The sequence below is a fragment of the Streptomyces sp. NBC_01497 genome (assembly GCF_036250695.1).
GTDB lineage: Bacteria > Actinomycetota > Actinomycetes > Streptomycetales > Streptomycetaceae > Streptomyces.
Window position 1 is genome coordinate 6,907,279 of record NZ_CP109427.1, and the last position, 25,668, is coordinate 6,932,946.

The following is a 25,668-nucleotide window of genomic DNA, read 5'->3' on the forward strand; positions in this document are numbered from 1 at the left end:
GTGCGGAAGTGATCGACGGGCGGGGGACGGGACGGTCAAGGGTCAGAACTTGAGCCCGCCCAGCAGTCCGGCGAGGCTCGCCCCTCCCGCCGTGATGCTCGGCGCGATGGCCGTTCCCGCCAGGTAGAAGCCGAACAGGGCACACACCATGGCGTGCGAGGCCTTGAGCCCGTCCTTCCTGAAGAAGAGGAAGACGATGATGCCCAGCAGCACGACGCCGGAGATGGACAGAATCATGTGGGTTCTCCTGGTTGAGGGGACAGTCACCATGAGTTGTTCCATCCTGACGGAAAGTATCTATGTGACTAAAGGTGCAAATGAGTGAAAGATTGGATTTATCACTGAACTGGCCCAACGAGCGGCGCCTGTCGAGCGGCGCGTGAGCGCGGCGCAGGTGCCGGGGGCGGAACCCGGAGCCACCGCAGTACCCTTCCGTTCATCCGTACGGCGCACGCGCCGTACGTCCTGGCAGGCCGCGTGAGAGGCGATCGAAGATGAGCGAGAACCCGGGTGTCCCGGCGGGCTCCGAGCCCGAACCGGAAGTGATCGAGCTGGCCACGAAGGTCTTCGACCTGGCCCGCCAGGGGCTGACGGAGACGCTGGCCGCCTACGTCGACGCCGGCGTGCCCGCGAATCTCACCAATGACAAGGGCGACTCCCTCGTCATGCTCGCCGCCTATCACGGCCATGCCCCCGCGGTCGAGGCCCTGCTGGTGCGTGGCGCCGACCCCGACCGGGCCAACGACCGTGGACAGACCCCGCTCGCGGGTGCCGTCTTCAAGGGCGAGGACGCCGTGGTGGCCGCGCTGGTCGCCGGCGGCGCGAATCCGGAAGCGGGAACTCCGTCTGCTGTGGATACGGCGCGCGTGTTCGGGAAAGAGGACCTCCTGAAGCTGTTCGGGGCCCACTGAACGATCCCGCGGCCGCCAGGCGCACGCCCGGGGCGCGCAGGGCGGGAAGCCGATCGGCACCCGTACCGGAAGCGCTGGGACGGGTCCGGCTAAATGTGGTCGCGGTGGCGAAAACGCTGGGTCATCATGACGACGGGCCCGCTCCGGGTCACCGACGAGAGGCAGAGGAAATGGTCTACACCAAGCAGGCGACGACGGCGGGTCCCCCTTGTTGCCGCGCGGCCTAGGCAGGAACCCCCGGTTGCGTCGACAGCTTGATGTGAGGCTCTCCCCATGTTCGATCCGGTCATAGCGCCGAGCGGCACACTGCTCGGCCTGCTCCAGCGAGGCCGCGGCGACGGCACGCTGCACGCGCTCGCCGCGCCCCGGGCAGAGGCACTCGCCGCCCTCAACCACTGCGTGCTCCACGACCCCCGCCACGACTGGCAGGCCGAGAACCGCTCCCTGTACTACGCGCGCCTCTACCTGGACCTGCACGGCGGCCTCGAAGCGGTCGAAGCGCACCTCTTCCGCGCCGAGGACCAGTTCGACACGGAGGAGGAACGCACGGGGCTCGCGCTCGCCGTGCTCGGCCACCTCGCGTCGTACGGCCGCCTCGACGCCCTCGAACTGCTCCGCCGCTACGCCGCGGCGGGCACCAACTGGGCCTGGGCCCTGGACGAACTGGCGCTGCGCGACGACGACCAGGGCCTGCGCGCCCTCGCCCTGCCGGTCCTCGCGCGCTTCCCGGCCACCCCGGACGGCGAGAGCGCCCTCGCCGCCGCCGTGCGCGACGCGTTCGAGCCACGCCCCTGGCGGCTGTGGGCCGACGACCCGCGCACGACGGTCGGCGGCCGGATCAGGGCCGCGGGCGAACGCGGCTCGTTCGACCGGTGGCAGCGCCAGCTGCGACCCGAGGGCCCCCGCCCCGGCTGGAGTGTCGGTGCGGTCCTCGACTGGGCCCAGCAGGGCCAGGAGCGGGGGAGCGAGCTGTACGTGCCCGCCGCCCGATGTCTGCTCGCCGTCGCGGGTTCCGAGGACCGCCCCGAGATCCTGGCGGCCGCCCGCAGCGGCCCCACCGGCGCGCGCGGCGCCGGCCTCCACTACCTCGCCCAGATCGGCGACCCCGCGGCCCTGGACCTGATCGAGGCCGCGGCTGGCGACGGCCGGGAGGTCGCCGACGCGGCGGTCGCGGCCTTCGAGCGGATGTGTTCGACCGCCGCTGTCGACCGGGCCCGCGGCTGGGTCCACCGGCCCGACGCGCTCGGCTCGGCCGCCGCCGGGGTGCTCGCCGTGCGGGGCGCCGCGCAGGACGCGCCGCTGGTGCTCGGCGCGCTGCGCGAGACCGTACGGTCCGAGGGTCCCGACGCCCCCGCGCTGTGGACGCTCGTCGACGGCACGGGCCGGCTCGGCATCGCCTGCGCGGCGCCCGTCCTGCGGCACGTCTACCGTGAGACCGCCTCCTCCCAGCTGCGCGGCCGGGCCGCCCGCGCCCTCGCCGCGACCGACCCCTCGTACGCGACGGGCTTCGCCTTCGAATGCCTCTGGGACTGCGAGGAGACGACGCGGGAGATCGCCGCGCTGCACGCGGAGATGGGTGACGTGCGCGTCGCGGAGCGGCTGCGCAGGCTGGCCGCCGACCCCGTCGAGGAGGACGAGGTGCAAAGCGCCGTACGCAGCAGGTTCAAACCGGACGCCACCGCCCTGTAGGGCGCGCTCCTGCAGGGCGCGCCCCGCTCCCGCGGGCGCCCTCGCCGGCGCGGGGCGTCCGGTCGCCCCGGGGCGGGCCCGGGGGCGCGTCGTGGGCGCGCCGGCCCGCGTTCCGCGGGAGCAGGGGCCCGCTGGTCCCTGGCCGGACCCGGCCTCGTGGACGACACGGACGACTGCCCGCAAGCCCCTTCGCGGCGGCCCGCGCGGGCAGCGACGTCAAGTGCTCACAGGACGTTTCCCACCAGGAAAGATCCACGTTGGCAGGGACACGTCCCGCCCGACGACAACACGGGTATGCGTGTCGTCATCGTCACCGAGTCCTTCCCGCCCGATGTCAACGGCGTGGCCCACTGCGCCCTCCAGACGGCCCGGCACCTGGTCGCCCGCGGCCATGAGCCCCTCGTCATCGCCCCCACCGCGTCCGACGCGTCCGTGCACGACGCGCCCTGCGAGATCATCCGTGTCCCCTCCGTGCCGCTGCCCGGCTACTCCCAGGTGCGGGTGGCCCTGCCCGGGCGCCGCCTCGCCGCGGCGCTCGCGGGGCACCGCGCCGACCTGGTCCACCTCGCGGGCCCGTTCGTGCTCGGCGCGCGCGGCATGGCCGCCGCGGCCCGCCTCGGCCTGCCGGCCGTCGCGGTCTACCAGACCGACATCGCCGGATACGCGCGCACCTACGTCGGCACGGGCCAGTCCGCGGCGTGGCGCAGGCTGCGCACCGTGCACTGCGCGGCCGACCTGACCCTCGCGCCCTCCACCTCCGCCGTACGCGACCTCACCGAACACGGCATACCCCGCGTCGCGCTGTGGCGGCGCGGGGTCGACGCGCAGCGGTTCCGGCCCCAACTGCGCAGCGAGACGCTGCGCCGCACCTTCGCGCCGAACGGCGAACTGATCGTCGGGTACGTCGGCAGGCTCGCGCCCGAGAAGCACGTCGAACTGCTCAGGGGCGTCAGCGAACTGCCCGGCGTACGCCTCGTGGTGGTCGGCGACGGTCCCAGCGAGAGCACCCTGCGCGCCCTGCTGCCCCGCGCCGCGTTCCTCGGCCGCAGGACCGGCGACGAACTCGCCAGGATCTTCGCGTCGCTCGACGTGTTCGCCCACACGGGCCCGTACGAGACCTTCTGCCAGACCGTCCAGGAGGCCATGGCCAGCGGCATCCCCGTCGTGGCGCCGGCCGCCGGCGGACCGCTCGACCTCGTCGACCACGGCGGTACCGGATTCCTCGTCACTCCCCAGGACGAGGAGGCCGTGACCCGCGCGGTGCTCGACCTCGCCCACGCGCCCGTCCTGCGCGCCGCGTTCGGCGCCGAGGGCCGCGCGAGCGTACGGAACCGCACGTGGTCCGTGATCGGCGACGAACTCCTCGACCACTACCACGCCGTCCTCGACGCCCGCGCGGCGGTGGTCGCATGAGCGGCCTGCGCATCGTACGGATGGCCAACTTCGTCACCCCCTCCTCCGGTGGCCTGCGCACCGCGCTGCAGGAGCTCGGCAGCGGCTACCTGGCCGCGGGACACGAACCGGTCCTCATCGTCCCCGGGCCGTCCGCGTCCGACGAACAGACCGTCCAGGGCCGCGTCATCACCGTGCCCGGGCCCGTCCTGCCCGGCACCGGCGGCTATCGCGTGCTGACCGCGCGCCGGGCCGTGCGCCGCGTCCTGGAGGACCTCGCGCCCGACCGGCTGGAGGTCTCCGACCGCACCACCCTGCGCTGGACCGGCGAATGGGCCCGCCGCCACCGCGTCCGCTCGGTGATGGTCTCCCACGAGACCGCGGACGGGGTCCTGCGCACCTGGGGCGTCCCCGGCGCCGCCGCCGGACGCGCCGCCGACCGGATCAACCTGCGCAGCGCCTGGGCCTATTCGAAGATCGTCTGCACCACCGAGTGGGCCGAACGGGAGTTCCTGCGCATCGGCGTGCGCAACGTCCTGCGCGCGCCCCTCGGCGTGGACCTGGAGCGGTGCAGGCCCGAGCGGCGCAGCGAGCGGCTCCGCGCGCGGTACCTGCGCTGCTTCGACGGCGACAGCGGCGACGACGGCGTGCTGCTGCTGCTCGGTTCGCGGCTGTCCGTCGAGAAGCGTCCCGGTACCGCGCTCGACGCGCTCGCGGCGCTGCGCGCCCGCGGCGTGCGCGCGACGCTCGTCGTCGCGGGCGAAGGACCGCTGCGCGCGGGCCTCGTCCGAAGGGCGCGGGCCCAGCGGCTGCCCGCGCTGTTCCTCGGGCACGTGGCGGACCGGCAGTCGATGGCCGACCTGCAGGCCGCGGCCGACGTGTGCCTGGCGCCCGGCCCCGCCGAGACGTTCGGGCTGTCCGCGCTGGAGGCCCTCGCGTGCGGCACACCCGTCGTGGCCAGCCGCTCCTCCGCGCTGCCCGAGGTGATCGGGGACGCGGGCATCGCCGCCGCCGACAACGGGGCGGCCTTCGCCGACGCGGTCGGGGAACTGCTCGCCCGTGACCCGGCCGACCGGCGGGAGGCCGCCCGCGCCCGGGCCGGACTCTTCGGCTGGGACGCGGCGGTGCGAGCGTTCCTCGCCGCGCACGAGGCGCCCGCGGCGCACCCGGCCACGCCCGCGCAACCCGTCGCGGTCGCGGCTGCGCCCGTGTTCAGGGCCGCGGGCGCGGCGGGGGCGCCGGACCCGGCGCAGCCCTTCGCGGGGCCGGACACGCCGGGAGGCCCGACCGAGCAGGGCCCGACGGCACACGGCGCAGGACCGGCCCGGCCCCGACCCGCCGTCACCGGGCAGGACACGCCGGACCCGGCGCCTTCCGGCCCGGCGCCTTCCGGCCCGTCCGCCGCCACCGGCCAGGAGGGGGCGCCGGCATGACCGGTCCCCGGTTCGCCGCGCTCGGGGACTCCCTCACCTCCGGCATCGGCGACCCCGTCGGGGACGGCCTGCGCGGCTGGGCCGCGCTGCTGGCCGGGGAGGGGGCGGTGTTCCGCGACTTCGCCGTGAGCGGCGCGCTCACGGCGGATGTCGAGCAGCGGCAGGCGCCGGCGGCGCTGGACTTCGGCGCCGACATCGCGTCCGTCGTCGTCGGCGTCGATGACACCCCGCGGGCCGCGTTCGACATCGAGGCATCGCGCTGCGGCTCGACCGGGTCTGCCGCGCGTTCGCCGGCCAGGGCGCCGTCCTGCTGACCGCGTGCCTGCCGGACCCCGGCGCGATGCTCGGCCCCCCGGGTCCGCCGGCCCGGCCGCCGGGGCGCCGTCAGCACGCGCTGAACGCCGTGGTGCACGCGCTCTCGGCACGCTACGACACCGTGCACCTGCACATGTCCGACACCGCGTGGGTCGCGGAACGGGGTCTGTGGAGCGCCGACCGGCTGCATCCGGGGGAACGCGGCCACCGCATGATCGCCGCCCGCTTCCCCGCGCTGCCGTCCGAACGGGGCCTCGTCCTGGGGGCGGTGCCGTCGCCGCGCGCGCAACGTACGCCCCCGGGCCGGCTGGAGTCCGCGCGCCGGCTCGCGACCAGGGGGACGGCGTGGGTGGCCCGGCGCTGCCGCGACCTGCTCCCCGAACTGCTGCGCCTCGCGGCGGCCGAACTGCGGCACGCGGCGCGGGGCACGCCGTGGCGGCTGGAGGCGCTGCCCGACCGCTCGCAGGCGGCGGCGCTCGCGGCGCTCGGCGCGGGGTCCGGGCCGGATCGGGTCGCGCCTGGCCGGGTGCCTTCGCCGCCGGTGTCTTCAGGGTCACCGCCTCCGGTACCGCCGGTGTCCCTCGCATCGCCCGCATCGGCGGAGGTCGCGCCTGGCCGGGTACCCTCGCCGCCGGTGTCTTCAGGGTCACCGCCTCCGGTACCGCCGGTGTCCCTCGCATCGCCCGCATCGGCGGAGGTCGCGCCGTCCCCGCCTGCGGAGGCCGCGCGGGCCGTCGGCCTGGGCAGCGCCGCCACCGGGTGACCGGCGCCGCCCGGACCGTACGCCCGCTCCGTCCTGCGGGGCAGCAGTCGGGCCCGGGCCTCTCAGCCGGCCAGGAGTGCCTGCCCGGCTTCCCGGACCATCCGTGCCGAGGGGCGCGGACGGCGAGGCACGACAGCGCGCGCGGCGCTCACCGTCCGCCGCGTACCGGGACGAACCTGACCGGCGTGCCCGGTGTCGCCTGCGCCGCCGCCGGCAGGTCCGCCACCCGCACGACCGCGACCACCGGGTAGCCCCCCGTCGTCGGATGGTCGGCCAGGAAGACCACGGGGCGTCCGTCGGGCGGCACCTGCACCGCGCCCGTCACCATGCCCTCGCTCGCCAACTCGCCGTCCCGCGCGCGCTGGAGCGAGGGTCCCTCCGTGCGCAGGCCGATGCGGTTGCTCGCCGAGGAGACCCGGAAGGCGCCGTCCGCCAGCGTCCGCAACCCGCTCTCGGTGAACCAGTCGGCGCGCGGCCCGAGCCGTACCCGCAGCACCAGTTCCTCCGGCGGCGCGGGCCACGGCATCGCGTCCACCGGCGCCCCCGGTCCCGTCGGGGCACCGAGCGGCAGGACGTCGCCGTCGCGCAGCGGGGCGGGGCCCAGCCCGGACAGCAGGTCCGCCGAGCGGCTGCCGAGTACGGGATCCACCGCGACGCCCCCGCCGAACGCCACATACGCGCGCACACCGGCCGCGGCCGGCCGTACGTCCAGCAGCGCGCCCGCCGGCACCAGGACCGGTGCGCCCCACGCCACCGCGCGCCCGTCCACCAGGACCGGCCCCGGCGCGCCCGCGACCGCCACCGTCACCGGCCGGTCGGGCCGCAGCGCGCAGCCGGTCAGGGTGGTCTCCAGGACGGCGGCACCGTCGTCGTTGCCGACGATCCGGTTCGCCAGCCGCGCCGCGGGGGCGTCCAGGGCGCCCGCGTGCGGTACGCCCAGATGGGCGTGGCCTGGTCTGCCGAGGTCCTGCACGGTGGTCAGCGCCCCGGCCCGTACGACGGTGAACCGTCCCGCAGCCGCGTGCGAAGGACCGGCCTCCACAACCTCGCCGCTCACGCGTCCACCGCCACGAACCGCACGCGGGTCCCGGGTGCCAGCAGCGCCGGAGGGTCACGCTCGGGGTCCCACAGCACCGCGTCCGTCGTGCCGATCAGCTGCCAGCCGCCCGGCGACGAGCGCGGGTACACGCCGGTGTACGGGCCCGCCACCGCGACGGACCCCGCGGGTACGGACGTCCGGGGGGTGGCCCTGCGCCGGACCGCGTACCGCTCGTCCTGGCCCGTCAGATACCCGAAGCCGGGGGAGAAGCCGCAAAAAGCCACCCGGAACGAGGTCCCGGCGTGCAGCCGTGCGGCCTCGGACGGGCTCACACCCCACATCGCGGCGACATCCGCGAGGTCGGGCCCGTCGTAGCGCACGGGCAGGTCCACCGACGCCGCAGCGACCGTGCCGGCCGCCGCGAGCCGCCAGCTCGCCACGTCCGCGGCGAACCGCGCCGGATCCGCCAGCCCGTCGAGCAGCACCGTGCGTTCGGCGGGCACGATCTCCCCCACCGCGGGCAACGTCCCCGCCGCGCGCCGCCGCAGCAACTCGGCGTGGAGCGCCGCCGTCTCCTCGCCGTCCGCGAGTTCCACGAGCAGCGCGTGGTCGCCGACCCGCACCGTCCTCACACTCATGCGAACGGCTCCACACGCACCCCCGCGCCCTCCAGCGCCCGGCGCACGTTCCGCGCCAGCTCCACCGCGCCCGCCGTGTCGCCATGGAGACAGAGCGACCTCGCGCGTACGTCCACCCGTTCACCCGTCAGGGCGGTCACCACGCCCGAGGTGGCCATCCCCACGGCACGCTCCACGACCGCGCCGCCGTCGCTGACGACGGCGCCCTCCTGGGTACGCGGCACCAGCGTTCCCCGCGCGGTGTACGCGCGGTCCGCGAACGCCTCGGTGACCACCGGCAGTCCCGCGTCCGCCGCCCGCGCGAGCAGCAGGGACCCCGGCAGACCGAGCACCGGCAGGCCGCCCCCGGCGAGGACCACACCCTCGACGACCGCGCCCGCCTGCTCGTCGTCGTGCACCGCGCGGTTGTACAGGGCGCCGTGCGGCTTCACGTACGCCACCGACGCGCCCGACGCCTCGGCGAACACCCGCAGGGCGCCGATCTGGTAGGCCACCTCCGCCGCGAGCTCCGGCGCCGGCACATCCATCGACCGCCGGCCGAACCCCGCCAGATCGCGGTACGAGACCTGCGCGCCGATCCGTACGCCGCGCTCCGCGGCCCACCGGCAGACCCTGCGCATCGTCAGCGGATCGCCCGCGTGGAAACCGCAGGCCACGTTGGCGCTGGTGACGACCGAGAGCAGCGCCTCGTCCTCCGTCAGGTGCCAACGGCCGAAGCCTTCCCCCAGGTCGGCGTTCAGATCGATGTTCCTCGACTCCATTGCGTCATCTTCTCAGGTCAGATGGCGCCCGGGCGCGGCGGGGGAGCGGTCCGCCGCGGCCGGGCGCGTCGCGGCCGGGCCTCGGGGAGGCCTTCGCCGGCTGGTCTGTTCTGCGCCGTTTCGACCCCTGTCGGTGCCAGGACCTAGTCTGTGCACCGTGACTTCGTCCGCCCCCACGGAATCAGTTCCGTCCCAGCTCAGCGCCGGGCCGCGGCCCGGCCAGGGCCCGGCAGCCGACGAGGGCCTCGCGCGCCGCCTGCGCGCCCTGGCCTGCACGGCCCCGCTGCACGACCTGGACGCGCGCAAGGCCAACCTCGCGGGGGAGTACGGCGGGTACGCGATGGCGGAGGTCGCCCTCGCCGCGATCGACGTCGTCACACTGCACATGGACTTCGACACCGGCGCGGACCACGAGCAGATAGTGGCGAGACTCCTCCCGCGCGTCGCGGCACAGGCACCGGGCCGTCCGGCCGTCGAGCACGAGCGGGTGGCCCGCTGGGTGCTGGAGAACCTCATCAACGTCGGCAGCGTCGACCGGGGCTTCCGCGCCGTCTACGGCACGTTCGGCACCGACGGCGTCTACCGCCGCAGGGACTACGACTTCAAGCTCATCGAGGAGGTCCCGGGCGACGGCGGCACCGTCTACCTGCGCACCACGGACGAGGCGGTCAACGTCCTGGTGGGAGCGCTCGACACGGATGTGACGAGCGCGCAGATCGCCGCCGAGGTGAAGCTGGAGGTGCTGATCAACCGGGGCCGCCTCGCCGACGCCCAGCTCGCCGCCGAGCAGGCCAGGTACCGCACCGTGCAGTACGCCGAGACCCTGCGCAGGACGCTGGAGGCCACCCGGCGCAACGTGCGGGCGGTGGACTGGCTGCAGGCGGTGCCCGACATGATCGACGAGGCGCTGGACCACGTCGCCGACCGCTACCGCCACGAGAACGCGATCCTGACGAACATCCGCAAGGCCCGCGACGAGGCGGAGACCGGCGCCGACCCGAAGACCGCCGAGCACAAGCGGCGCGCCGCCGAACTGGTCGACATCGTCAAGGACTGCATCCGCCGCCACACACAGCTCCAGTCGAGGCTGCTGGAGGCGGGCCCGCTGTTCCGGGCGGAGCAGGACAGGCAGGCGTTCGCGCGGCCCGCCGCCCGCGCGGGACTCGACCTGTACGGGCAGCTCCTCGCGCCCCTGCTGCCGCTGCCCGTCCAGGACGCGAGCCGTGTCACCGACGCCTACTTCGCCCACGGCACGGGGCTGCGCACCTCGGCGGCCGTCCGGGTCGGGGACCTGGTGGACCTGCTGCTGACGCCCCCGGTCGAACGGGCGCACCTGGGCGCCGAGATGCCGGAACCCGACCTCGTCGCCACGCCCGACGACAGCCGCTTCAGCGAGGAGCAGCTCGCGAGCGCCATGGAGCTGCTGACCCTCGAACACGACGCGCCGCGCCGGCTCTCCGGTCTGCTCGCCGAGGCGCGCCGCCGCGATCCCGACCTGCCGTACCTGATCGCGCTGCTCGCGGTGCACGCCGCCAGCCCGCCGGTCGGCACGGCGTACCGGCAGGGTGAGGAGCGCCTGCTGTTCGCGGTGGACGACGGCACCGCGCTGGAGGACCCCGAGTTCGGCGGCGCCGACCTGATCGTCGGCACGGCTCTGCTGGACGCCGCCGCGATGGCCACGGCCAGGACGCCGGGCCGTGTGGACACGGCCGCCCCGCGCCGGGACCGCACCGACCGGCCGGCCCCCGCGCCGGCCGACGCACTCGTCAACACCCCCGAGGAGCCCCGTCCGTGACCGAGCAGCACGCGAGCGCCCCCGACACCTGGGCCGGCGCCGTGCCGGACGCCGCCGAGCGGCCCGCGCCCGCGCCGCCGGCCACCGGCGTCACCCCCGCCGACACGGCGGACGCGGCCCGGCTCGTGTCGTTCGGCCTGCAGCCCCGGCTCGTGCCCGCGCGCGACGCCGAGTACACCGAACTGCTGCGGCGCTACCGCGAGGACCCCCCCTTCGCCCGGATCGCCGACGCGGTGGCCACCGGCCTCGGCCTCGTCGTGCTGGAGGTCTCCACCCGCGCCGGCATGGCCGTCACGGCGGCGGAGGACTCCGTCTTCGCCGTCCGCATGGGCGAGTACGCGCGCCGCGCCGCGACGGACTCCGCCGACCGGTTCCTGCACGGGCTCGCCCATCTCGCCGTCGCCGCGCTCGCGTTCCCCCGGCCGGAGGACCTCGCCGACGACGGGTACATCGGCCGCATCACCGTCAATGGCGTCGACGCGTTCGTCCGGCAGGCGTGCCGGCGCCTGGAGGAGCGCGCGGAGGAGGCCGGGGAGAACACCGACCCCGCGAGCGAGGCACCGGGACTGGAGGCAGCCTGGCGTGTCTACGCGCGCCGCAGCGCCACCGGCGCGACGAAGGACGCGCGCCGCCTCGCCGGGTCGACCACCGGCATCGTCGGCAAGGCCGTCGCCTTCCTCACCGAGTCCGGATTCCTCCAGCGCACGGGCGACGACGCGGGAGGCGCGTACCGCACCACCGCGCGCTACCAGCTCCAGGTCCGTGACATGGCGGGTTCCGCGGCCCTCGGGGAACTCGCCGAACTCGGCGTCGTACCGGTCACGGACGGCACGGCGACGCTCCTGCCGCCGCCAGGCGCCGACGACACCGAGCTGGTGGCCGACGCGGGACTCCCCTTCCACTCCTGAGCGCCCGCCGCCGGGCCACCCCGGCGCCGCGCCGCGCCCGACCCCGCCGACCGCCACTGCCCCACCGGCGACCGCCGAAGCGCAACCGAACCGACCACCCCCACGAACCGTTCACGAGAGACCGCCGCCATGTACGAGCTGTCCAGGGTCCGCCTCTACTCCATCGGGCCCGCCGGAGCGCGCTACGCCGACACCGTGCTCGACCTGCGCGGCGTCGGCGCCGCCGTGCCCACGCCCGCGCCCGTGCAGAGCGAGTTCTTCGCGGACGAACCGGTGGGCCCGCCGCGCCGCCCCGCGCCCGCGGGCGTGCTGTTCCTGGAGAACGGCGGCGGCAAGTCCGTCCTGCTCAAACTGATCTTCTCGGTGATGCTGCCGGGCCACCGCAACACGCTCGGCGGCGCGAGCTCCGGCGTCCTGCGCAAGTTCCTGCTCGCCGACGACTGTGGTCACGTCGCCCTCGAATGGCAGCACACGCTCACCGGTGAACTCGTCGTCGTCGGCAAGGCGAGCGAATGGCGCGGCCGGCAGGTCTCCGGCGACCCGCGCAAGTTCGCCGAAGCCTGGTACTCCTTCCGGCCGGGACCCGGCCTCAGCCTGGACTCACTGCCCGTGGCCGAGGCGCAGTCCGTACGGCCGCCCGCCGAGGGCAGCTCCGGCGCGCGGGGCCGCCGCCGCACCATGAAGGGCTTCCGGGACGCCCTCACCGAGGCAGGCAGGTTCTACCCGCACCTGGAGGTGTACTGGGAGGAGATCCACGACCGCTGGAACGAGCACCTCGGCGAGCTCGGACTCGACCCCGAACTCTTCCGCTACCAGCGCGAGATGAACTCCGACGAGGGCGAGGCCGCCGGCCTCTTCGCCGTGAAGAAGGACTCCGACTTCACCGACCTGCTGCTGCGCGCCGTCACCGACACCCGCGACACCGACGGCCTCGCCGACCTCGTGGGCGGCTTCGGCAGCAAACTGGGCCGCCGCGCCGAACTCACCGCCGAACGCGACTTCACCGCGGGCTCCGTCGACCTCCTGGGCCGCATCGTGGAGGCCGCGGAGGTCCGCGCGCGCACCCGTGAGATCCACACGGCCTCCGAGCGCAGGGCCCGCGCGCTGGTGCGCCGGCTCGCCGCGCGTGCCGGGGAGGAACGCGCGCGTACGGGCGACCTCGCGGGCCGGGTCACCGCGGCCGCGCACACCGTCACCGGGGCGCAGGACGCGCGCCTGCACAGCTCGCTCATCGCCTCGGAGATCGCCTACCGGCACGCCTCGCTGGCCCTCGCCGCGGCGGAGAAGCGCGCCGCGGCCCAGCGCCGCGAGCTGACCGACGCGCGCACCCTGCACCTGGCCTGGCAGGCCGCGGAGGCCGTGCTGCGGCACCGGGCCGCCGCCGACCGGTCCGCCCGCGTCGCCGTCGCGATCCGCGAGGCCGAGCGGGACGCCGCCCCCGCGCTCGCCGCACGGGCGACCGCCGCCGCCGACCTCGTACGGGCCCTGCACGCCGCCGCCGAGGACGCGGAGAGCCTGGCCAACGAGGAGGAGGCCCGCTCCGCCACGCTCCAGGAGGCGGGCGAGGCCGCCCACCGTGACGCCACGTCCGCCGCCACCGGGGCCCAGCGCGCCCGCAGTGAGTCCGAGCACCTGCGCCAGCGGCTCGGCGAGGTCGAGCAGGAGACCGCGGAGGCCGTACGCGCGGGCTGGCTGGACGACACCGCGCCCGACGCGGATCCGGCGCGCGCCGCCCTCGCGGCGAGCGACGCCGAGAAGAGCGCCGCTGCGGCGGACGAGACCGCCCGTGACGCGGCCCGCGCGGCGGCCGAGCGCGCCCGCGAGGCCGCGGCGGCGGAGGCCCGCGGCGACCTGGCCGCCGCCCGTGCCGAGGACGCGGCGCGGGCCGCCGAACGTGCCTACGAGGCGGAGCGCCGCGCGGCCGAGTCGATCGCCTCGGACCGCCGGCTCACGGAACTGCTGAGCCTGCCGGACGGGGCCGCCGCCGTCCTGGACCGCGCCGGGTCCGCCGAACGGGCCGGCGTACCGGGCCCGCGGACCGGGGAGGGTCCGGGCGCCACCCCGCCCGGGGGACGTCCGGCCGCGCCCCGGCCCGCCGTCGCGGGAGCGCTGTGCGCCGAGGACTTCGACCGGCACGCCGACGACCTGCGGGATCTGCTCGACCAAGGCGTCGCCGCCGGCGAGCGCCGCCTGTTCGACCTGCGGACCGGCGCCGCCGACGACTCCCGCATCCTCGGCGCCCTCGGCGACGGCGGGCTGCTGCCGCCCGGGCCCGACGTCCTCGCGACCGTCGAGTACCTCGGCGAGCACGGCATCCCCGCACTGCCCGGCTGGCGCTACCTCGCGCAGGCCGTCGACCCCGCCGACCACGCCGCCGTGCTCGCCGCCCGGCCCGAACTGGTCGACGGCGTCGTCATCACCGACCCGGCGGCGCACGCCCGCGCCCGCGCGACCCTCGCCGACGCGGCGCTGCTGCCCCGCTCCACCGTCGCCGTCGGTACGGCCGCCGCGCTGCTCGCCCCCGTTCCCCGTACGCAGGACGGGGACGACGACGTCTTCCTCGTACCGCCCAACCCCGCCATGCACGACGAGCACGCCGCCGACGAGGAGCGGCGCGCCCTGCGGACCAGGGCCGCCGCGCGGGACGGGGAGATCAAGGAGGTCGCGGCGCGCCTCGCGGGCGACCGCGCGCTCGCCGCCCGCATCGGCTCCTGGCGCGCCGACTGCCCGCCCGGCACGCTCGCCGAACTCGCCGCGGCGGCCGGCACGGCCCGCGCGGCCGCGCGGACGGCGGCGGCCGAGCTGACCGAGGCCCGCGCGGCGCGCGCGGAGAGCGAGCAGTCCGCCGCGGAGATGGCGGCCGTGGGCGAGGAGCGGCAGGAGGCGCTGCAGCGCGCCCGCCGCGCGGCCGACGCCCTCAAGGGGCTCGCCTTCCGGCTGCGTGAACGGCCCGCCTGGCAGGCCAGGCTCCGCGAACTCGCCGACGACGCCACCGAAGCGCAGGCCCGCGCGAGCGGCTGCCTCGACCTCGCCCGCGCCGCCGACGAGGACCGCCGTGCCGCCCAGCGCGCCGCCGACGACGCCCGCCGCACCGCACGCACCCTGCGCGCCGAACGCGCCGAGATCGCGGGCGCCCCCGAGCGCCTGCCCGAACAGCCGGCCGGCACCCCCCGCGTCGCGCTGGCCGCCCTGCGCGAGGCCTACCGCGCCGCCTCCCAGGTGTACGAGAAGGTCGGCGTCGGCGCCGACCTGCGCGCAGAACAGGCCCGTGCCGAGAGCGACGAGAGCGCGGCCCTCGCCGAACTCGACCGGCTCAGCAACAAGGTCCGCAGCCGGGCGGGCCAGCTCCTCGAATCGCCCGACGGCGCCGACGGCCCGTCCCGGCAGGCCGCCGCGGCCCGCGCCGAATCGCTGGTGCAGATGCTGGAGTCACGCGCGTCCGCCGCGAGCGAGCAGCTCGGCCGGCTGCGCGGCGACGCCGAACGCCTCGCCCCGGCCGAGGGCGACACCCACACCGCGCTGCCCGAGGACCAGGTCCCCGCCGACGCGGAGGCGGCCCAGGCGCTGCTGCGCACCGCCACCAGGGAACTGGCCCTGCGTACCGACGCGCTGGCGACCGCGCGTGCCGCGCACGATGAACTGCTGCGCGCCCACCGGGCCGCCGAGGACGCGGCGGGTGGCTTCGACGAGACCGCCGCGCTCCTGCGCGACCTGCTGCGCGGCGCGCCCACGGAGGACGACCACGGCGCGCCGGGCGGCTCCGGCGACGAGCCGGCCCAGCAGCCCGAGCCGTACCCAGGCGACCTCGAAGCGGCCCGTCGCGACGCGGCGGAGGCACGCAGGTCGGTGCGCGGCTGCGCCCAGGACCTGTCGGCGGCAGACGTCTGCGTGCGGGAGGCGAGCGACATCCTCGTCCGGCACGCCAACGCCACCCGCTACGAGCAGGTGCGCACGCCCGCACGCCAGCAGATCCGGGAACTGCCCGCGGCGGCGCTGCCGGAACACGCGGGGCGGTGGGCCGAGGCGTTCGCCCCCCGCCTGCGCGTCCTCACGGACGAACTGGCCCAGTTGGAGCGCAACCGCGACTCCATCGTGGACCGGCTGCGGGGTCTCGTGGAGTCCGCGATGACGACGCTCCGCTCGGCGCAGCGGCTGTCCCGGCTGCCCGAGGGCCTCGGGGAGTGGTCAGGGCAGGAGTTCCTGCGTATCCGCTTCGAGGAACCGGACCGTACGACGCTGGCGGAGCGCCTCGGCGAGGTCGTCGACGAGGCGACCCACGCGGCCCTCAAGAAGAACTCCGACCTGCGCCGGGACGGCATGTCCCTGCTGCTGCGCGGGGTGGCGGCGGCGCTGCGGCCGAAGGGTGTCGCGGTGGAGATCCTGAAGCCGGACGCGGTCCTGCGCGCGGAGCGGGTGCCCGTGGGGCAGATGGGCGACGTGTTCTCCGGCGGGCAGCTGCTGACCGCGGCGATCGCCCTGTACTGCACGATGGCGGCCCTGCGCAGCAACGACCGGGGCCGCGACAAGCACCGGCACGCGGGCACGCTGTTCCTGGACAACCCCATCGGCCGGGCCAACGCCACGTACCTGCTGGAGCTGCAGCGCGCGGTATCCGACGCGCTCGGCGTCCAACTGCTCTACACGACCGGCCTGTTCGACACCACGGCACTGGCGGAGTTCCCGCTGGTGATCCGGTTGCGCAACGACGCGGACCTGCGGGCCGGCCTCAAGTACATCCGTGTCGAGGAGCACTTGCGGCCCGGGCTGCCCGTACCGGACCCGGACGGCGACCAGGTGCACGGCGAGATCACCGCCACGCGCGTCTTCCGCCGCACCCCGGCCCACGGTCCCGGGGCTCGCACGGGGGAGGGGCGCTCCGGTCGGAGCGGGGCGCGTCAGGCCGGTCCGGAGCAGGCCCGGGCGGCCGGGACCGGTACGGTCCCGGCCCAGGAGGCCGCCCCGTCCGACCGCCAGGACGTGTGAGCGGCCGGCACACGTGCCGAAGAGGGCGCGCCGCGGCAACACCCGGTGCCCGCGCGGCATACGCACGCCGTCGCGGTGACGCACCCGGCCCGAAGCCGTACGTCGCCGGCGCCCGGCCGCGGCGCGGACGTGGTCACGGACGTGTCCGGGCGTCGCCCTACTCCCGGCCGCGGAAGCGGTCCGACGCCGTGCGGCCTCTACGTCTCGACTGCCTCGCCGTCTCGACCGCCTCGGCGGCCTCCACGGCGGGGACGTGACGCCCGTCCCGTCCCCGCCGAACGAGGACGGGACGCGCCGACCCCGGGCAGCGAGGCCGCCCGCGGCGGTCACGCTCTCGGTGCGGGTGCGGGTGCGGGTGCGGGTGCGGGTGCGGGTGCGGGTGCGGGTGCGCGTGCGGGTGCGGGCGCTCAGCGCGTCGCCGCCGAGTGTGCCGCGTGGTGGTGGCCGCTCCGCTCCACGCGGGTATGAGCGCGCTCCCCGTCCCGCCGCCGCGCCGCGGCATGCGCCGCGCGGTCCTCCTCGCGCTGGGCGCTGCGCGCCGCCCGGCGCGCGCCGCGGCGCTCCCTGCGCAGGCGGCGCGCCGTGCTGCTCGGCAGGGAGACCACGCCGTGGCGCTGGTTGTGGACCTGCCGTGTCACCCAGACGTCGAGCACGGCCCAGGTCGCCCCCACCGTGGAGGCTATGCCGGCGATCACCATCGGGAACGCGAGCCACGAGTCGGCGAGCGTCGCCAGCAGTGCCACCATGCCCTCGATCAGCGTCACGGCCGTCACGATCACCGCGCGTACCGCGGCGGTCCTGACCGGATCGGGCATGCGGAAGCGCACCGCGGGCTCCTCCACCCACAGCGCACGGGTGACCCCCGTGAAGCCGCCTGCCGACGTCCTGCCACGCCGTTCGTCCCTCTTCATGGACCGTCACTCCCCACCGGAACAAGACCCCACACCGACTGCCCGGCAACGGTCCGGTCACTCACCGCCCGCGCCCCCGGGTTCCGGCCACGCCGACCGCCGCCCGGCCCGACTCGTCTCGCCCGGGCCGAACGGACTCCCCTTCACCAGACGCGTCGTCCGGGTGGAGGGTTCCCGGATCACCGCCCAAGAACGCCCCGTTTCCTGACTGTTTGAACGGTACGTGAGTGAGCGCCTGTGCACGCTCCGCACAACGCGCTGCGCGCGCCGCCACTCCGAGTGAAGGTTTTGCGTCCGTGTTTGAATCGACGAACGCCGTTGACCTGCAACTTCGTTGAAGGGGGCACATTCTCGTCCTGGCAAAACGGGACAACACCCCGTCAATTGATCCGGGATCGGCGGGTGCGGTACTGGACATGCCTTCGAGTTGCTGGTGTGACAGTAGTAGGCTCACGCCGTTTGCTGCCGGAGCTGGGGGAGGCCATGCGCTTTCGCGGGAAGTCCATCCGCAGGAAGATCGTGGCACTGTTGCTCGTGCCGCTGATATCGGTCACCGCCCTGTCCACCCTCTCGGGTGCGCTCACCGGCAGCGAGGCCCTCGACCTGCGCCACCTCAAGGACGCCGTCGCCAGGGTCGGGGACCCCGTGCAGCGCGCGGTCGCGGCCGTCCAGCAGGAACGCCTCGACACGCTCATCCATCTCGCGGCCCCCAGGGACGCGAACACGGCGAAGCAGCTCCGCGGCGACCGGACCGTGACCGACGACGCCGTCACCGACGTCCGGGCCGGCGACTCGCCCGCTCTGCGCGGCAGCCTCGACGCGACCGCGAGGAAGCACCTCGACGCGTTCACGGCGGCGTCCGGAAAACTGGCCGGAGTCCGCGCCGCCGTCGACAAGGCCGGCGTCAGCCGCGGGGCGGCCCTGGACTTCTACGACGGGGTCGTCGACCCCGGATACCTCTTCCTGTCCACCGTGTACGGCAAGGAGGACGTGGACGGCGACAACCAGGGCCGCGCCCTCGTCGGCATCTTCCAGGCCCAGGAGATGTTCTCCCGCGAGAACGCCCTCGTCACCTCCGCCCTCGTGGCGGGCGAGCTGAGCCCCGCGGAGCGCCGCACCGTCTCGGGCCTCGTCGCCGACCGCCAGCTCCTGTACGCCACCAGCCTCGCGGACCTGCCGTCGCAGGAGGCCGCCGTCCTCAGGGCGTACAACGCGGGCCCCGCGAACGACAAGCTCGCGATGCACGAGGACGAGATCGCCACCACCGGTGCCATGGTCAACGACCGGACGATGACCGCGCAGCAGTGGCGCGACCTCACCGAGTTCGTCGTGGACGGCATCCGCAAGGAGAGCGCCAAGGCCGACGACCTCTTCCAGCAGCACGTCGGCGGCGCCCGCCACGCCGTCTACCTCCGTTTCCTCGCGGCGACCGCGCTCGGCCTCGTCGCGCTCATCGCCTCGGTCGTGGTGTCCGTACGGGTGGGCCGCGCGCTCATCCACGACCTGTCCGAACTTCGCAAGGAAGCAGGCGAGTCGGCCGGCGTGCGCCTGCCGTCCGTCATGCGCAGGCTCGCCGCGGGCGAACAGGTCGACGTCGAGACCGAGGCGCCCAGGCTCGCGTACGAGGACCACGAGATCGGCCAGGTCGGCCAGGCGCTCAACACGCTGCAGCGCGCCGCTGTCGAGGCGGCCGTCAAGCAGGCCGACCTGCGGCGCGGCGTGGCCGAGGTGTTCGTCAACCTTGCCCGCCGCAACCAGGTCCTCCTGCACCGGCAGCTCGGTCTCCTCGACGCGATGGAGCGGCGCACGGAGGACGCCACGGAACTGGCGGACCTCTTCCGGCTCGACCACCTCACCACGCGCATGCGGCGCCACGCGGAGGGCCTGGTCATCCTGTCCGGCGCGGTGCCCTCCCGGCAGTGGCGCAAGCCGGTGCGGCTGATGGACGTCGTACGCGCCGCCGTCGCCGAGGTCGAGGACTACGAGCGCATCGAGGTGCGCAGGCTGCCCCGCATCGGCGTGGGCGGCCCGGCGGTCGCCGACCTCACCCACCTCCTCGCGGAACTCCTGGAGAACGCCACGGTGTTCTCGCCCCCGCAGACCGCCGTGCAGGTGGGCGGCGAGCGCACCGCGGGCGGATTCGCCCTGGAGATCCACGACCGTGGCCTCGGCATGGCGCCCGAAGCGCTCCTCGAAGCGAACCTCCGGCTCGCGGAGACCCCGGAGTTCGAACTCTCCGACACCGACCGGCTCGGCCTGTTCGTCGTCAGCAGGCTCGCCCAGCGGCAGAACGTACGGGTGTCGCTCCAGCCGTCCCCGTACGGCGGGACCACCGCCGTCGTCCTGCTGCCGGCCGCACTGCTGACCGACGCGCCGGACACCGAGACCGGACTGCGGCTCGACCGGATCCCCGACCGGTCGGCCAAGGACAGGCCGGGCCCGGACCGGTCAGGACCGGGCGCCGCCGCCTGGTCGCGCGCGGATGCGGGAATCAGGCTCGCTCCGCTCGGGGCTCCCGAACTGCCCGCGCCGGGCGACCGGGCCGCCGCACGCGACGCCGCGGCCCGCGCGCGGGCCGCCGCCGAGGACCGCGACGACCAGCACCAGCAGGCGGCGGGACCCGCCGGCGAGCGGCCCGACGACGGGCGGCGCGGCGAGCGCACCCCGCCCGAACTGCCCCGCCGAAGGTCGCCGAAGCTCGTGGCCGACCGTGGCAGGCGGCTGGACGAAGGCTCCGGCAGGACCCACCCCGATGAGGCGTCCACCGGGCGGGGGCGGCCGCACGGGGTGGCGGGAGGTCGGCCGGAGTCCGCCCGTCCCGGGCCCGGCGCGTCAGGCCGTCCCGCCGCCGAAGCGCCGGACGGGCTGCCCCGCCGCGTACGGCAGGCCAGCCTCGCCCCGCAGTTGCGGGAGGCGGGGACCCTCTCGCCCGGCACCGGATCGCGCGACGCGCCCGAGGACACCGAACGCGACGCCGAGGCCGTGCGCGCCCGGATGGCCTCGCTCCAGCACGGCTGGCAGCGGGGACGCCGACAGAACGAAGCCGAGGAATCCGCCGGCGGCACCGGCGCGACGCCCGGCGGAACACCAGGAACGACATCGGAGGGGAACGGTCGATGACCGCACCGTACACATCACGAGGCACCGCTCAAGCGGGGGTCGGCCGCGAACTGGACTGGCTCCTCGACGAGCTGGTCGAGCGGGTCGCCAGCATCCGCAAGGCCCTGGTGCTCTCGGGCGACGGCCTGCCCACCGGTGCCTCCAAGGACCTGAGCAGGGAGGACGGTGAGCACCTCGCCGCTGTCGCCTCCGGTTTCCACAGCCTCGCGAAGGGCGTCGGCCGGCACTTCGACGTCGGCCGGGTCCGGCAGACCGTCGTCGAACTGGACGGTGCCTTCCTCTTCGTGACCGCCGCGGGCGACGGCAGCTGCCTCGCCGTGCTCGCCGACGCCGACTCCGACGTCGGCCTGGTCGCCTACGAGATGACGCTCATGGTCAAGCGCGTGGGCACCCACCTCGCCACCGCCCCCCGCACCGGCCTGCCCGCCGGGGGATGAGCACCGGCGCATGAAGGAAACAGGTCAGGACCCGCACGCGTGGTTCGACGGCGAGGCCGGGCCCGTGGTGCGGCCGTACGCGATGACGCGCGGCCGCACCGAGAGCGGGAGCCGGCACCGGCTCGACCTGATCGCCCTGGTCGTCCCGGAACCGGCCGCCGGGGAGTCCGGCCTCGACAGGAACCTCTCGCCCGAACACCTGGACATCGTCGAACGCTGCTCCGAGGCGCCCCAGTCGATAGCCGAGCTCGCCTCGGGCCTCGACCTGCCCGTCGGGGTGATCCGCGTCCTCGTCGGTGACCTCCTCGACGACGAACTGGTCCACGTAACCCGCCCCGTTCCGCCGGCCGAACTGCCGGACGTGAACATTCTCCGCGAGGTGATCAATGGCCTTCGGGCGCTCTAGCTCGTCCGGCGGAACGGCCCGGAACGGGCCCGCCGGCAGCTCCGACGCATCCCTCCCCTCCCGCCCGGGCGGTGGTGACGGGCCGGGCGCTGTCGGCGCCGCGGAGGGCGGCGACGTCCGCGGCCTGCACCCCGTGACCTTAAAAATCCTCGTCGCGGGCGGATTCGGGGTGGGCAAGACCACCCTGGTCGGCGCCGTCAGTGAGATACAACCGCTGCGCACGGAGGAGATGCTGACCGAGGCGGGGCGGCCGGTGGACGATGTGCACGGCGTCGAACGCAAGACCACCACCACGGTCGCGATGGACTTCGGCCGGATCACCCTGCGCGCGGATCTGGTGCTCTACCTGTTCGGCACACCGGGGCAGGACCGCTTCTGGTTCCTGTGGGACGAGCTCTCACAGGGCGCTCTCGGCGCGGTCGTGCTCGCCGACACCCGGCGCCTCGGGGACTCGTTCGCCGCCATCGACTACTTCGAGCGCCGGGGCATCCCGTTCGCCGTCGCCGTGAACCATTTCGACGGCGCGGACCACTATCCGGCCCAGGCCGTACGGGACGCACTTGACCTCGACGGGGGTGTCCCGCTGGTGATGTCCGACGCCCGCGACCGAGAATCGGTCAAGGAAGTCCTGGTGACGGTCGTGGAACACGCCATGACCCTGGCGACCGGGCCGCGCGCACATGCCCCGATCTGACAGGTTCACGAAGACCCCCGAGCCGGGCTCGCACTGCGCGAGCTGCGGTACCTCCTACCCGACCGGTGTCGGCTGGCCCCGCGAATGCTCCGCATGCGGCACCACCGCCTACCGCAATCCCCTGCCCGTCGCCGTCGCCCTGCTCCCCGTCACGGACGAGCAGGGCTCCGCGCTCATCACGATCCGCCGCACCATCGAGCCCCAGAGCGGCGGCATGGCCCTGCCCGGCGGTTTCATCGACGCCGACGAGACCTGGCAGCACGCCGTCGTACGCGAACTCGCCGAGGAGACCGGCATCGAGGCCGCCGAGGAGGACGTCCGGCTCGCCGACGCGCTCAGCTCGACCGACGGTCACCTGCTGCTGTTCGGTCTGCTCCCCGCCCGCCGCGCGGACCTCCTGCCGCCGTCCCGCCCCACCGCGGAGACGTCCGGCACCCATCTCCTGCACGAACCGCGGGACCTGGCGTTCCCCCTCCACACGACGGCGGTACGCAACTGGTTCGCGGGCCACTACCACCTGCCGGCGCTGTAGGCCCTCGCCGCCAAGTCGCCTGCGGTACGGGCGGCTTGGCGGTCACCGCAGGACCCGCGCCGCCGCATCCGCCGCGCCGGCACCGTCCGGTCCGGCACCGCCGGCACCGCGCGGGCCCGGGCCCGGCTGCCCCGCCCCGCCCCACGCGGGCCGTCACCCGCGCGCCCCGTCACCGTCCCGCCCCGTCGGCCACCGCCGTAGGTACCACTCCCGCCGTCCCACTCCGGCCGTCACTCCCCGGTCCCGCGCACCCGCACCGGCCACTCCGGTGTCTGCGTGCCCTCCTTCGTCACGCGCGCCACGCGCACCTCACCGCCCCGAAGTCGCGTCACATAGCGCTCCGTCTCGGGCTCCTTCCAGCCGTCGCCCGGATCCCGTACCACCAGCCCCCCGCCCGTACGGCCCGGCGCCGGCGCCCACGCCTCCAGTTCGAGCCCGCCCCCGGGGCCCCGCACCGGCAGCACCGACCCGGCGCGGGCCAGCACCGGCACCCGTGACAGCGGCGCCTCCAGCCGCACCGGCCCCGGTCCCTCGTAGGGCCGCTCGTCCGCCGTGTCGTACCAGCGCCCCCGGGGCAGCCGTACGAGCCGGTGCCTCGCGCCCTCCTCCAGTACCGGCGCCACCAGCAGCGCGTCGCCGAGCAGGAACACGTCCTCGCAGTCCCGCAGTGCCCGGTCCTGCGGGTGGCTCCACCACACCGGCCGCGCGTACGGCGCGCCCGTCAGACCCGCCAGCTGAGCCAGCGTCACGAAGTAGGGCTGCAGCCGTTCCCGCTCCAGCAGCGCGGCCCGCGCGGGCTCCGGCACGTACGGGCCGCACTCCCCGGACTCCGCGCGGTCCGGCTCCAACGCCCCGTGAATACGCAGCAACGGCAGGTGTGCGGCCAGTTGGAGCCACCGCACGTACAGCTCGCGCGACACGCTCCCCGCGGGGCCGCCCACGTCCCCGCCCGAGTACGGCACCCCGCACAGGCCGAGCCCCAGCACCAGCGCCAGCGAGGTGCGCAGCCCCTCCCAGCCGGACGCCGCCTCCCCCGACCGGACGCCGCCGTAGCGCTGCGACCCCGCCCACCCGGACCGGGAGAGGACGAACGGCCGCTCGTCCGGACGCAGCCGGGCCAGCCCCTCGAACCCGGCGCGCGCCATCGCCAGCCCGTACACGTTGTGCGCCTCGCGGTGGTCACCGCCCCGGCCCTCCAGCGCGTGCCGCGCCGACCGGGGCAGCGTCCGGTCGCCGAACGGCGCGAACGACACCGGCTCGTCCAGGTCGTGCCACACCCCGGCGAAGCCCTGCGCCAGTCGCTCCTCATACAGGGCACCCCACCACTGACGCGCCGCGGGCGCCGTGAAGTCCGGGTACACGGCCTCGCCCGGCCGCGCCGTCCCCCGCACCTCGCTCCCGCGCGGATCACGGACGAAGGCGTCCGCCGCCCGGCCCGCCGCGTACACCGCGTCCGCCGGATCGGCCCGTACGGCAGGCGCGACGACCGACACCAGCCGCGTGCCCTGCGTCCGCAACTCCTCGGCGAGGGACGCGAGATCGGGGAAGCGGTCACGGTCCACCGTGAACACGCGGTGCCCGTCGAGATGACCCGTGTCCAGGTGCACCGCCGACAGCGGCAGGCCACGCTCCCGGTACCCGGCGACGATCCGGCGCACCTCTCGCTCACCCCCGGACCCCCGGTGCGCGTGCTGCGGGCCCAGCGCCCACGCGGGCGGCGGCACCGGCGCCCCCGTCAGCTGCGTCCAGCAGTTCAGCACCCGCGTGGGCGTCCCCGTCATCACCCAGCAGCGCAGCGGACCGCCCTCCATCCGCAGGTCGCTGGTGCCCGGCCGGTCGTGCCCGGAGCCCGCGCCCTCCCTGCCCTCCCGCAGCGTGACGCGCCCCTCCCACGTGTTGTCGTGGAAGACCAGATGCGTGCCGCCGTCCGCCACCACGAGCTGCACCGGCATCCTCAGGGACACCGGCTCGTCGCCGGTCGCGAACCCCGCCTGCCGGGGAGCCGAGTTCCACAACCGGTACGTGCCGTCCCGCAGCCGGGGCCCCGACGCCAGGCCCCCCGGCCCGAAGAACCGTGCGTCCGCCGCCACCTCGGAACGCTGCGACCAGTGCGCGGGAGCCCCGTCCGCCGTCTCCCACCAGCGGGGCGGCAGCTCACGGCGCAGCGCCACACCACCGGGAGTGCGCACCTCCACACGTCCCTCGCGGGACACCGCGACCGTCACCCGCTCCGCCACCACCCGCCAGCCACCGTCCGTGTCGGGCTCCAGCACGGCCCGCTGGTCAGCCTCCGGCGCCCGCCCCGCCAACGCGTACGAGGGGCCGGGCAGCGCCCCGTCCCAACCCCAGAAGACCGCGCCACCCACCGTCACCCGTATGTACAGCTCCGCCCGCGCGAAGCGCACCGTGCCGCCACCCGGCCCCGGCTCGGCACCGCGCACCTGCCCGGGCACCCGCGCCCGCTCGGCGCCCCTGGGCACGAGCTCCCGCGCGTCCGTGCGCCGGTGCCGCCACGCCGTGCGGGCGCCCAGCAAATCCTGGACCGGTCCCGTCTCCCTCATCGAACGCACCAGCTCACGACCGTCCATGCTGATCAGCCTGCCATCCGTCGCGTGCCACGGGTGCTTCGTTCAACTGCCGTTCACCCACGGCCGCGGCCGTCACCCGGCGAAGACCGGGATCGCGCTCCGCCCGCCACCGCCGAGGAGCACGGCGCGAGCACCCCGCACGCGCCGTACCGGCGCGCCGGGGGAACGCCCAGGAACCCCGGGAGCACCCGGTGGACACCCCGGGAAGACCCCGGCAGGGACGCCGGGCGGACTCCCGAGCAGGACTCCTGAGCCGTTCCCGGGTCCTTCGCAGGCGGCCCGGGCCACGCACCGGGGCACCCGCGGCGCAACCTGGTGCGAAAGACGATCACGTGGCATCGTCCCTGTCAGCC

At 75.6% G+C, this 25,668-nt stretch carries 18 protein-coding genes and 2 pseudogenes; 14 read left to right on the forward strand and 6 right to left on the reverse strand.

Translation table 11 applies throughout. The features are described from left to right. Nucleotides 1-42 precede the first annotated feature (42 nt). The gene (locus OG310_RS29255; protein WP_329458840.1) at nucleotides 43-237 is read right to left on the reverse strand and encodes a hypothetical protein; all 195 of its coding nucleotides are present in this window, start codon (nucleotides 235-237) and stop codon (nucleotides 43-45) included. 257 nt (nucleotides 238-494) lie between these two features. Here OG310_RS29255 and OG310_RS29260 point away from each other — a divergent pair, with 257 nt between their 5' ends. The 6 genes and pseudogenes from OG310_RS29260 (at nucleotide 495) to OG310_RS29285 (ending at nucleotide 6,503) form a co-directional block, all read left to right on the forward strand. Then, nucleotides 495-911: an ankyrin repeat domain-containing protein gene (locus tag OG310_RS29260; RefSeq protein ID WP_329458841.1), complete on the forward strand. Its 417-nt coding sequence runs from the start codon at nucleotides 495-497 to the stop codon at nucleotides 909-911. Nucleotides 912-1,184: 273 nt separating this feature from the next. Beyond that, the gene (locus OG310_RS29265) at nucleotides 1,185-2,600 is read left to right on the forward strand and encodes a HEAT repeat domain-containing protein (protein ID WP_329458842.1); all 1,416 of its coding nucleotides are present in this window, start codon (nucleotides 1,185-1,187) and stop codon (nucleotides 2,598-2,600) included. A gap of 294 nt (nucleotides 2,601-2,894) precedes the next feature. Continuing rightward, a complete protein-coding gene (locus OG310_RS29270) occupies nucleotides 2,895-4,013 on the forward strand; it encodes a glycosyltransferase family 4 protein (RefSeq protein WP_329458843.1) in 1,119 nt (372 codons plus the stop codon). Further along, nucleotides 4,010-5,191, forward strand: a pseudogene (locus OG310_RS29275) (glycosyltransferase); the annotation flags it as partial. The gene OG310_RS29270 and the pseudogene OG310_RS29275, both read left to right, overlap by 4 nt. Before the next feature lie 230 nt (nucleotides 5,192-5,421). After that, on the forward strand, nucleotides 5,422-5,739 hold the full coding sequence (locus OG310_RS29280; protein WP_329458845.1) for a GDSL-type esterase/lipase family protein: 318 nt from the start codon (nucleotides 5,422-5,424) through the stop codon (nucleotides 5,737-5,739). Nucleotides 5,740-5,765: 26 nt separating this feature from the next. Further along, complete coding sequence (locus OG310_RS29285; RefSeq protein ID WP_329458846.1) at nucleotides 5,766-6,503, forward strand: hypothetical protein; 738 nt, start codon at nucleotides 5,766-5,768, stop codon at nucleotides 6,501-6,503. A 148-nt stretch (nucleotides 6,504-6,651) separates the two neighbouring features. Here OG310_RS29285 and OG310_RS29290 read toward each other — a convergent pair whose 3' ends face one another. From OG310_RS29290 to OG310_RS29300, 3 genes are read right to left on the reverse strand one after another with little or no spacing between them, the layout of a single operon-like run. Then, on the reverse strand, nucleotides 6,652-7,560 hold the full coding sequence (locus OG310_RS29290) for a biotin-dependent carboxyltransferase family protein (protein WP_329458847.1): 909 nt from the start codon (nucleotides 7,558-7,560) through the stop codon (nucleotides 6,652-6,654). Then, entirely contained in the window at nucleotides 7,557-8,180 is a 624-nt protein-coding gene (locus OG310_RS29295; RefSeq protein WP_329458848.1) for a 5-oxoprolinase subunit B family protein, read from the reverse strand. Before OG310_RS29295 ends, OG310_RS29290 begins: the two co-directional genes overlap by 4 nt. After that, complete coding sequence (locus OG310_RS29300; protein ID WP_329458849.1) at nucleotides 8,177-8,941, reverse strand: LamB/YcsF family protein; 765 nt, start codon at nucleotides 8,939-8,941, stop codon at nucleotides 8,177-8,179. The genes OG310_RS29295 and OG310_RS29300 overlap by 4 nt, the downstream gene beginning before the upstream one ends. Nucleotides 8,942-9,098: 157 nt before the next feature. Between OG310_RS29300 and OG310_RS29305 the strand changes: the two are divergent. The 3 genes and pseudogenes from OG310_RS29305 to OG310_RS29315 form a co-directional block, all read left to right on the forward strand. Continuing rightward, a pseudogene (locus tag OG310_RS29305) lies at nucleotides 9,099-10,631 on the forward strand (hypothetical protein); the annotation flags it as partial. 101 nt (nucleotides 10,632-10,732) lie between these two features. After that, nucleotides 10,733-11,644 (forward strand): hypothetical protein, encoded by a 912-nt coding sequence (locus OG310_RS29310; RefSeq protein ID WP_443078754.1) that lies wholly within the window; start codon nucleotides 10,733-10,735, stop codon nucleotides 11,642-11,644. 129 nt (nucleotides 11,645-11,773) lie between these two features. Then, nucleotides 11,774-16,627, forward strand: a complete 4,854-nt coding sequence (locus tag OG310_RS29315; protein WP_329458850.1) for a hypothetical protein — start codon at nucleotides 11,774-11,776, stop codon at nucleotides 16,625-16,627. Between the two features lie 407 nt (nucleotides 16,628-17,034). Here OG310_RS29315 and OG310_RS29320 read toward each other — a convergent pair whose 3' ends face one another. Beyond that, complete coding sequence (locus OG310_RS29320) at nucleotides 17,035-17,538, reverse strand: hypothetical protein (RefSeq protein ID WP_329458851.1); 504 nt, start codon at nucleotides 17,536-17,538, stop codon at nucleotides 17,035-17,037. A 483-nt stretch (nucleotides 17,539-18,021) separates the two neighbouring features. On the opposite strand from OG310_RS29320, the gene OG310_RS29325 reads away from it, so the two are divergent. The 5 genes from OG310_RS29325 (at nucleotide 18,022) to OG310_RS29345 (ending at nucleotide 22,727) form a co-directional block, all read left to right on the forward strand. Beyond that, entirely contained in the window at nucleotides 18,022-20,658 is a 2,637-nt protein-coding gene (locus tag OG310_RS29325) for a nitrate- and nitrite sensing domain-containing protein (protein WP_329460453.1), read from the forward strand. Further along, nucleotides 20,655-21,095, forward strand: coding sequence for a roadblock/LC7 domain-containing protein (locus OG310_RS29330; RefSeq protein ID WP_329458852.1), 441 nt, complete (start codon nucleotides 20,655-20,657; stop codon nucleotides 21,093-21,095). Before OG310_RS29325 ends, OG310_RS29330 begins: the two co-directional genes overlap by 4 nt. A gap of 10 nt (nucleotides 21,096-21,105) precedes the next feature. Continuing rightward, nucleotides 21,106-21,501 carry a DUF742 domain-containing protein gene (locus OG310_RS29335; protein WP_329458853.1) on the forward strand — a complete coding sequence of 132 codons (396 nt, stop codon included), beginning with the start codon at nucleotides 21,106-21,108 and terminating at the stop codon, nucleotides 21,499-21,501. A gap of 124 nt (nucleotides 21,502-21,625) precedes the next feature. Beyond that, nucleotides 21,626-22,195 carry a GTP-binding protein gene (locus OG310_RS29340; RefSeq protein WP_329460454.1) on the forward strand — a complete coding sequence of 190 codons (570 nt, stop codon included), beginning with the start codon at nucleotides 21,626-21,628 and terminating at the stop codon, nucleotides 22,193-22,195. Then, nucleotides 22,182-22,727, forward strand: coding sequence for an NUDIX domain-containing protein (locus tag OG310_RS29345; RefSeq protein ID WP_329458854.1), 546 nt, complete (start codon nucleotides 22,182-22,184; stop codon nucleotides 22,725-22,727). Before OG310_RS29340 ends, OG310_RS29345 begins: the two co-directional genes overlap by 14 nt. Before the next feature lie 230 nt (nucleotides 22,728-22,957). Here the strand turns inward: OG310_RS29345 and OG310_RS29350 are convergent, their stop codons facing one another. Then, nucleotides 22,958-25,315 (reverse strand): glycoside hydrolase family 31 protein, encoded by a 2,358-nt coding sequence (locus OG310_RS29350; RefSeq protein WP_329458855.1) that lies wholly within the window; start codon nucleotides 25,313-25,315, stop codon nucleotides 22,958-22,960. Between the last annotated feature and the right edge of the window lie 353 nt (nucleotides 25,316-25,668).

What these genes read in the sequence shown, in the direction of transcription:
- OG310_RS29255 (WP_329458840.1), bottom strand. Translation starts at nt 237, where the DNA reads ATGATTCTGTCCATCTCCGGCGTCGTGCTGCTGGGCATCATCGTCTTC.
- OG310_RS29260 (WP_329458841.1), top strand. Translation starts at nt 495, where the DNA reads ATGAGCGAGAACCCGGGTGTCCCGGCGGGCTCCGAGCCCGAACCGGAA.
- OG310_RS29265 (WP_329458842.1), top strand. Translation starts at nt 1,185, where the DNA reads ATGTTCGATCCGGTCATAGCGCCGAGCGGCACACTGCTCGGCCTGCTC.
- OG310_RS29270 (WP_329458843.1), top strand. Translation starts at nt 2,895, where the DNA reads ATGCGTGTCGTCATCGTCACCGAGTCCTTCCCGCCCGATGTCAACGGC.
- OG310_RS29280 (WP_329458845.1), top strand. Translation starts at nt 5,422, where the DNA reads ATGACCGGTCCCCGGTTCGCCGCGCTCGGGGACTCCCTCACCTCCGGC.
- OG310_RS29285 (WP_329458846.1), top strand. Translation starts at nt 5,766, where the DNA reads ATGCTCGGCCCCCCGGGTCCGCCGGCCCGGCCGCCGGGGCGCCGTCAG.
- OG310_RS29295 (WP_329458848.1), bottom strand. Translation starts at nt 8,180, where the DNA reads ATGAGTGTGAGGACGGTGCGGGTCGGCGACCACGCGCTGCTCGTGGAA.
- OG310_RS29300 (WP_329458849.1), bottom strand. Translation starts at nt 8,941, where the DNA reads ATGGAGTCGAGGAACATCGATCTGAACGCCGACCTGGGGGAAGGCTTC.
- OG310_RS29315 (WP_329458850.1), top strand. Translation starts at nt 11,774, where the DNA reads ATGTACGAGCTGTCCAGGGTCCGCCTCTACTCCATCGGGCCCGCCGGA.
- OG310_RS29320 (WP_329458851.1), bottom strand. Translation starts at nt 17,538, where the DNA reads ATGAAGAGGGACGAACGGCGTGGCAGGACGTCGGCAGGCGGCTTCACG.
- OG310_RS29325 (WP_329460453.1), top strand. Translation starts at nt 18,022, where the DNA reads ATGCGCTTTCGCGGGAAGTCCATCCGCAGGAAGATCGTGGCACTGTTG.
- OG310_RS29330 (WP_329458852.1), top strand. Translation starts at nt 20,655, where the DNA reads ATGACCGCACCGTACACATCACGAGGCACCGCTCAAGCGGGGGTCGGC.
- OG310_RS29335 (WP_329458853.1), top strand. Translation starts at nt 21,106, where the DNA reads ATGAAGGAAACAGGTCAGGACCCGCACGCGTGGTTCGACGGCGAGGCC.
- OG310_RS29345 (WP_329458854.1), top strand. Translation starts at nt 22,182, where the DNA reads ATGCCCCGATCTGACAGGTTCACGAAGACCCCCGAGCCGGGCTCGCAC.
- OG310_RS29350 (WP_329458855.1), bottom strand. Translation starts at nt 25,315, where the DNA reads ATGGACGGTCGTGAGCTGGTGCGTTCGATGAGGGAGACGGGACCGGTC.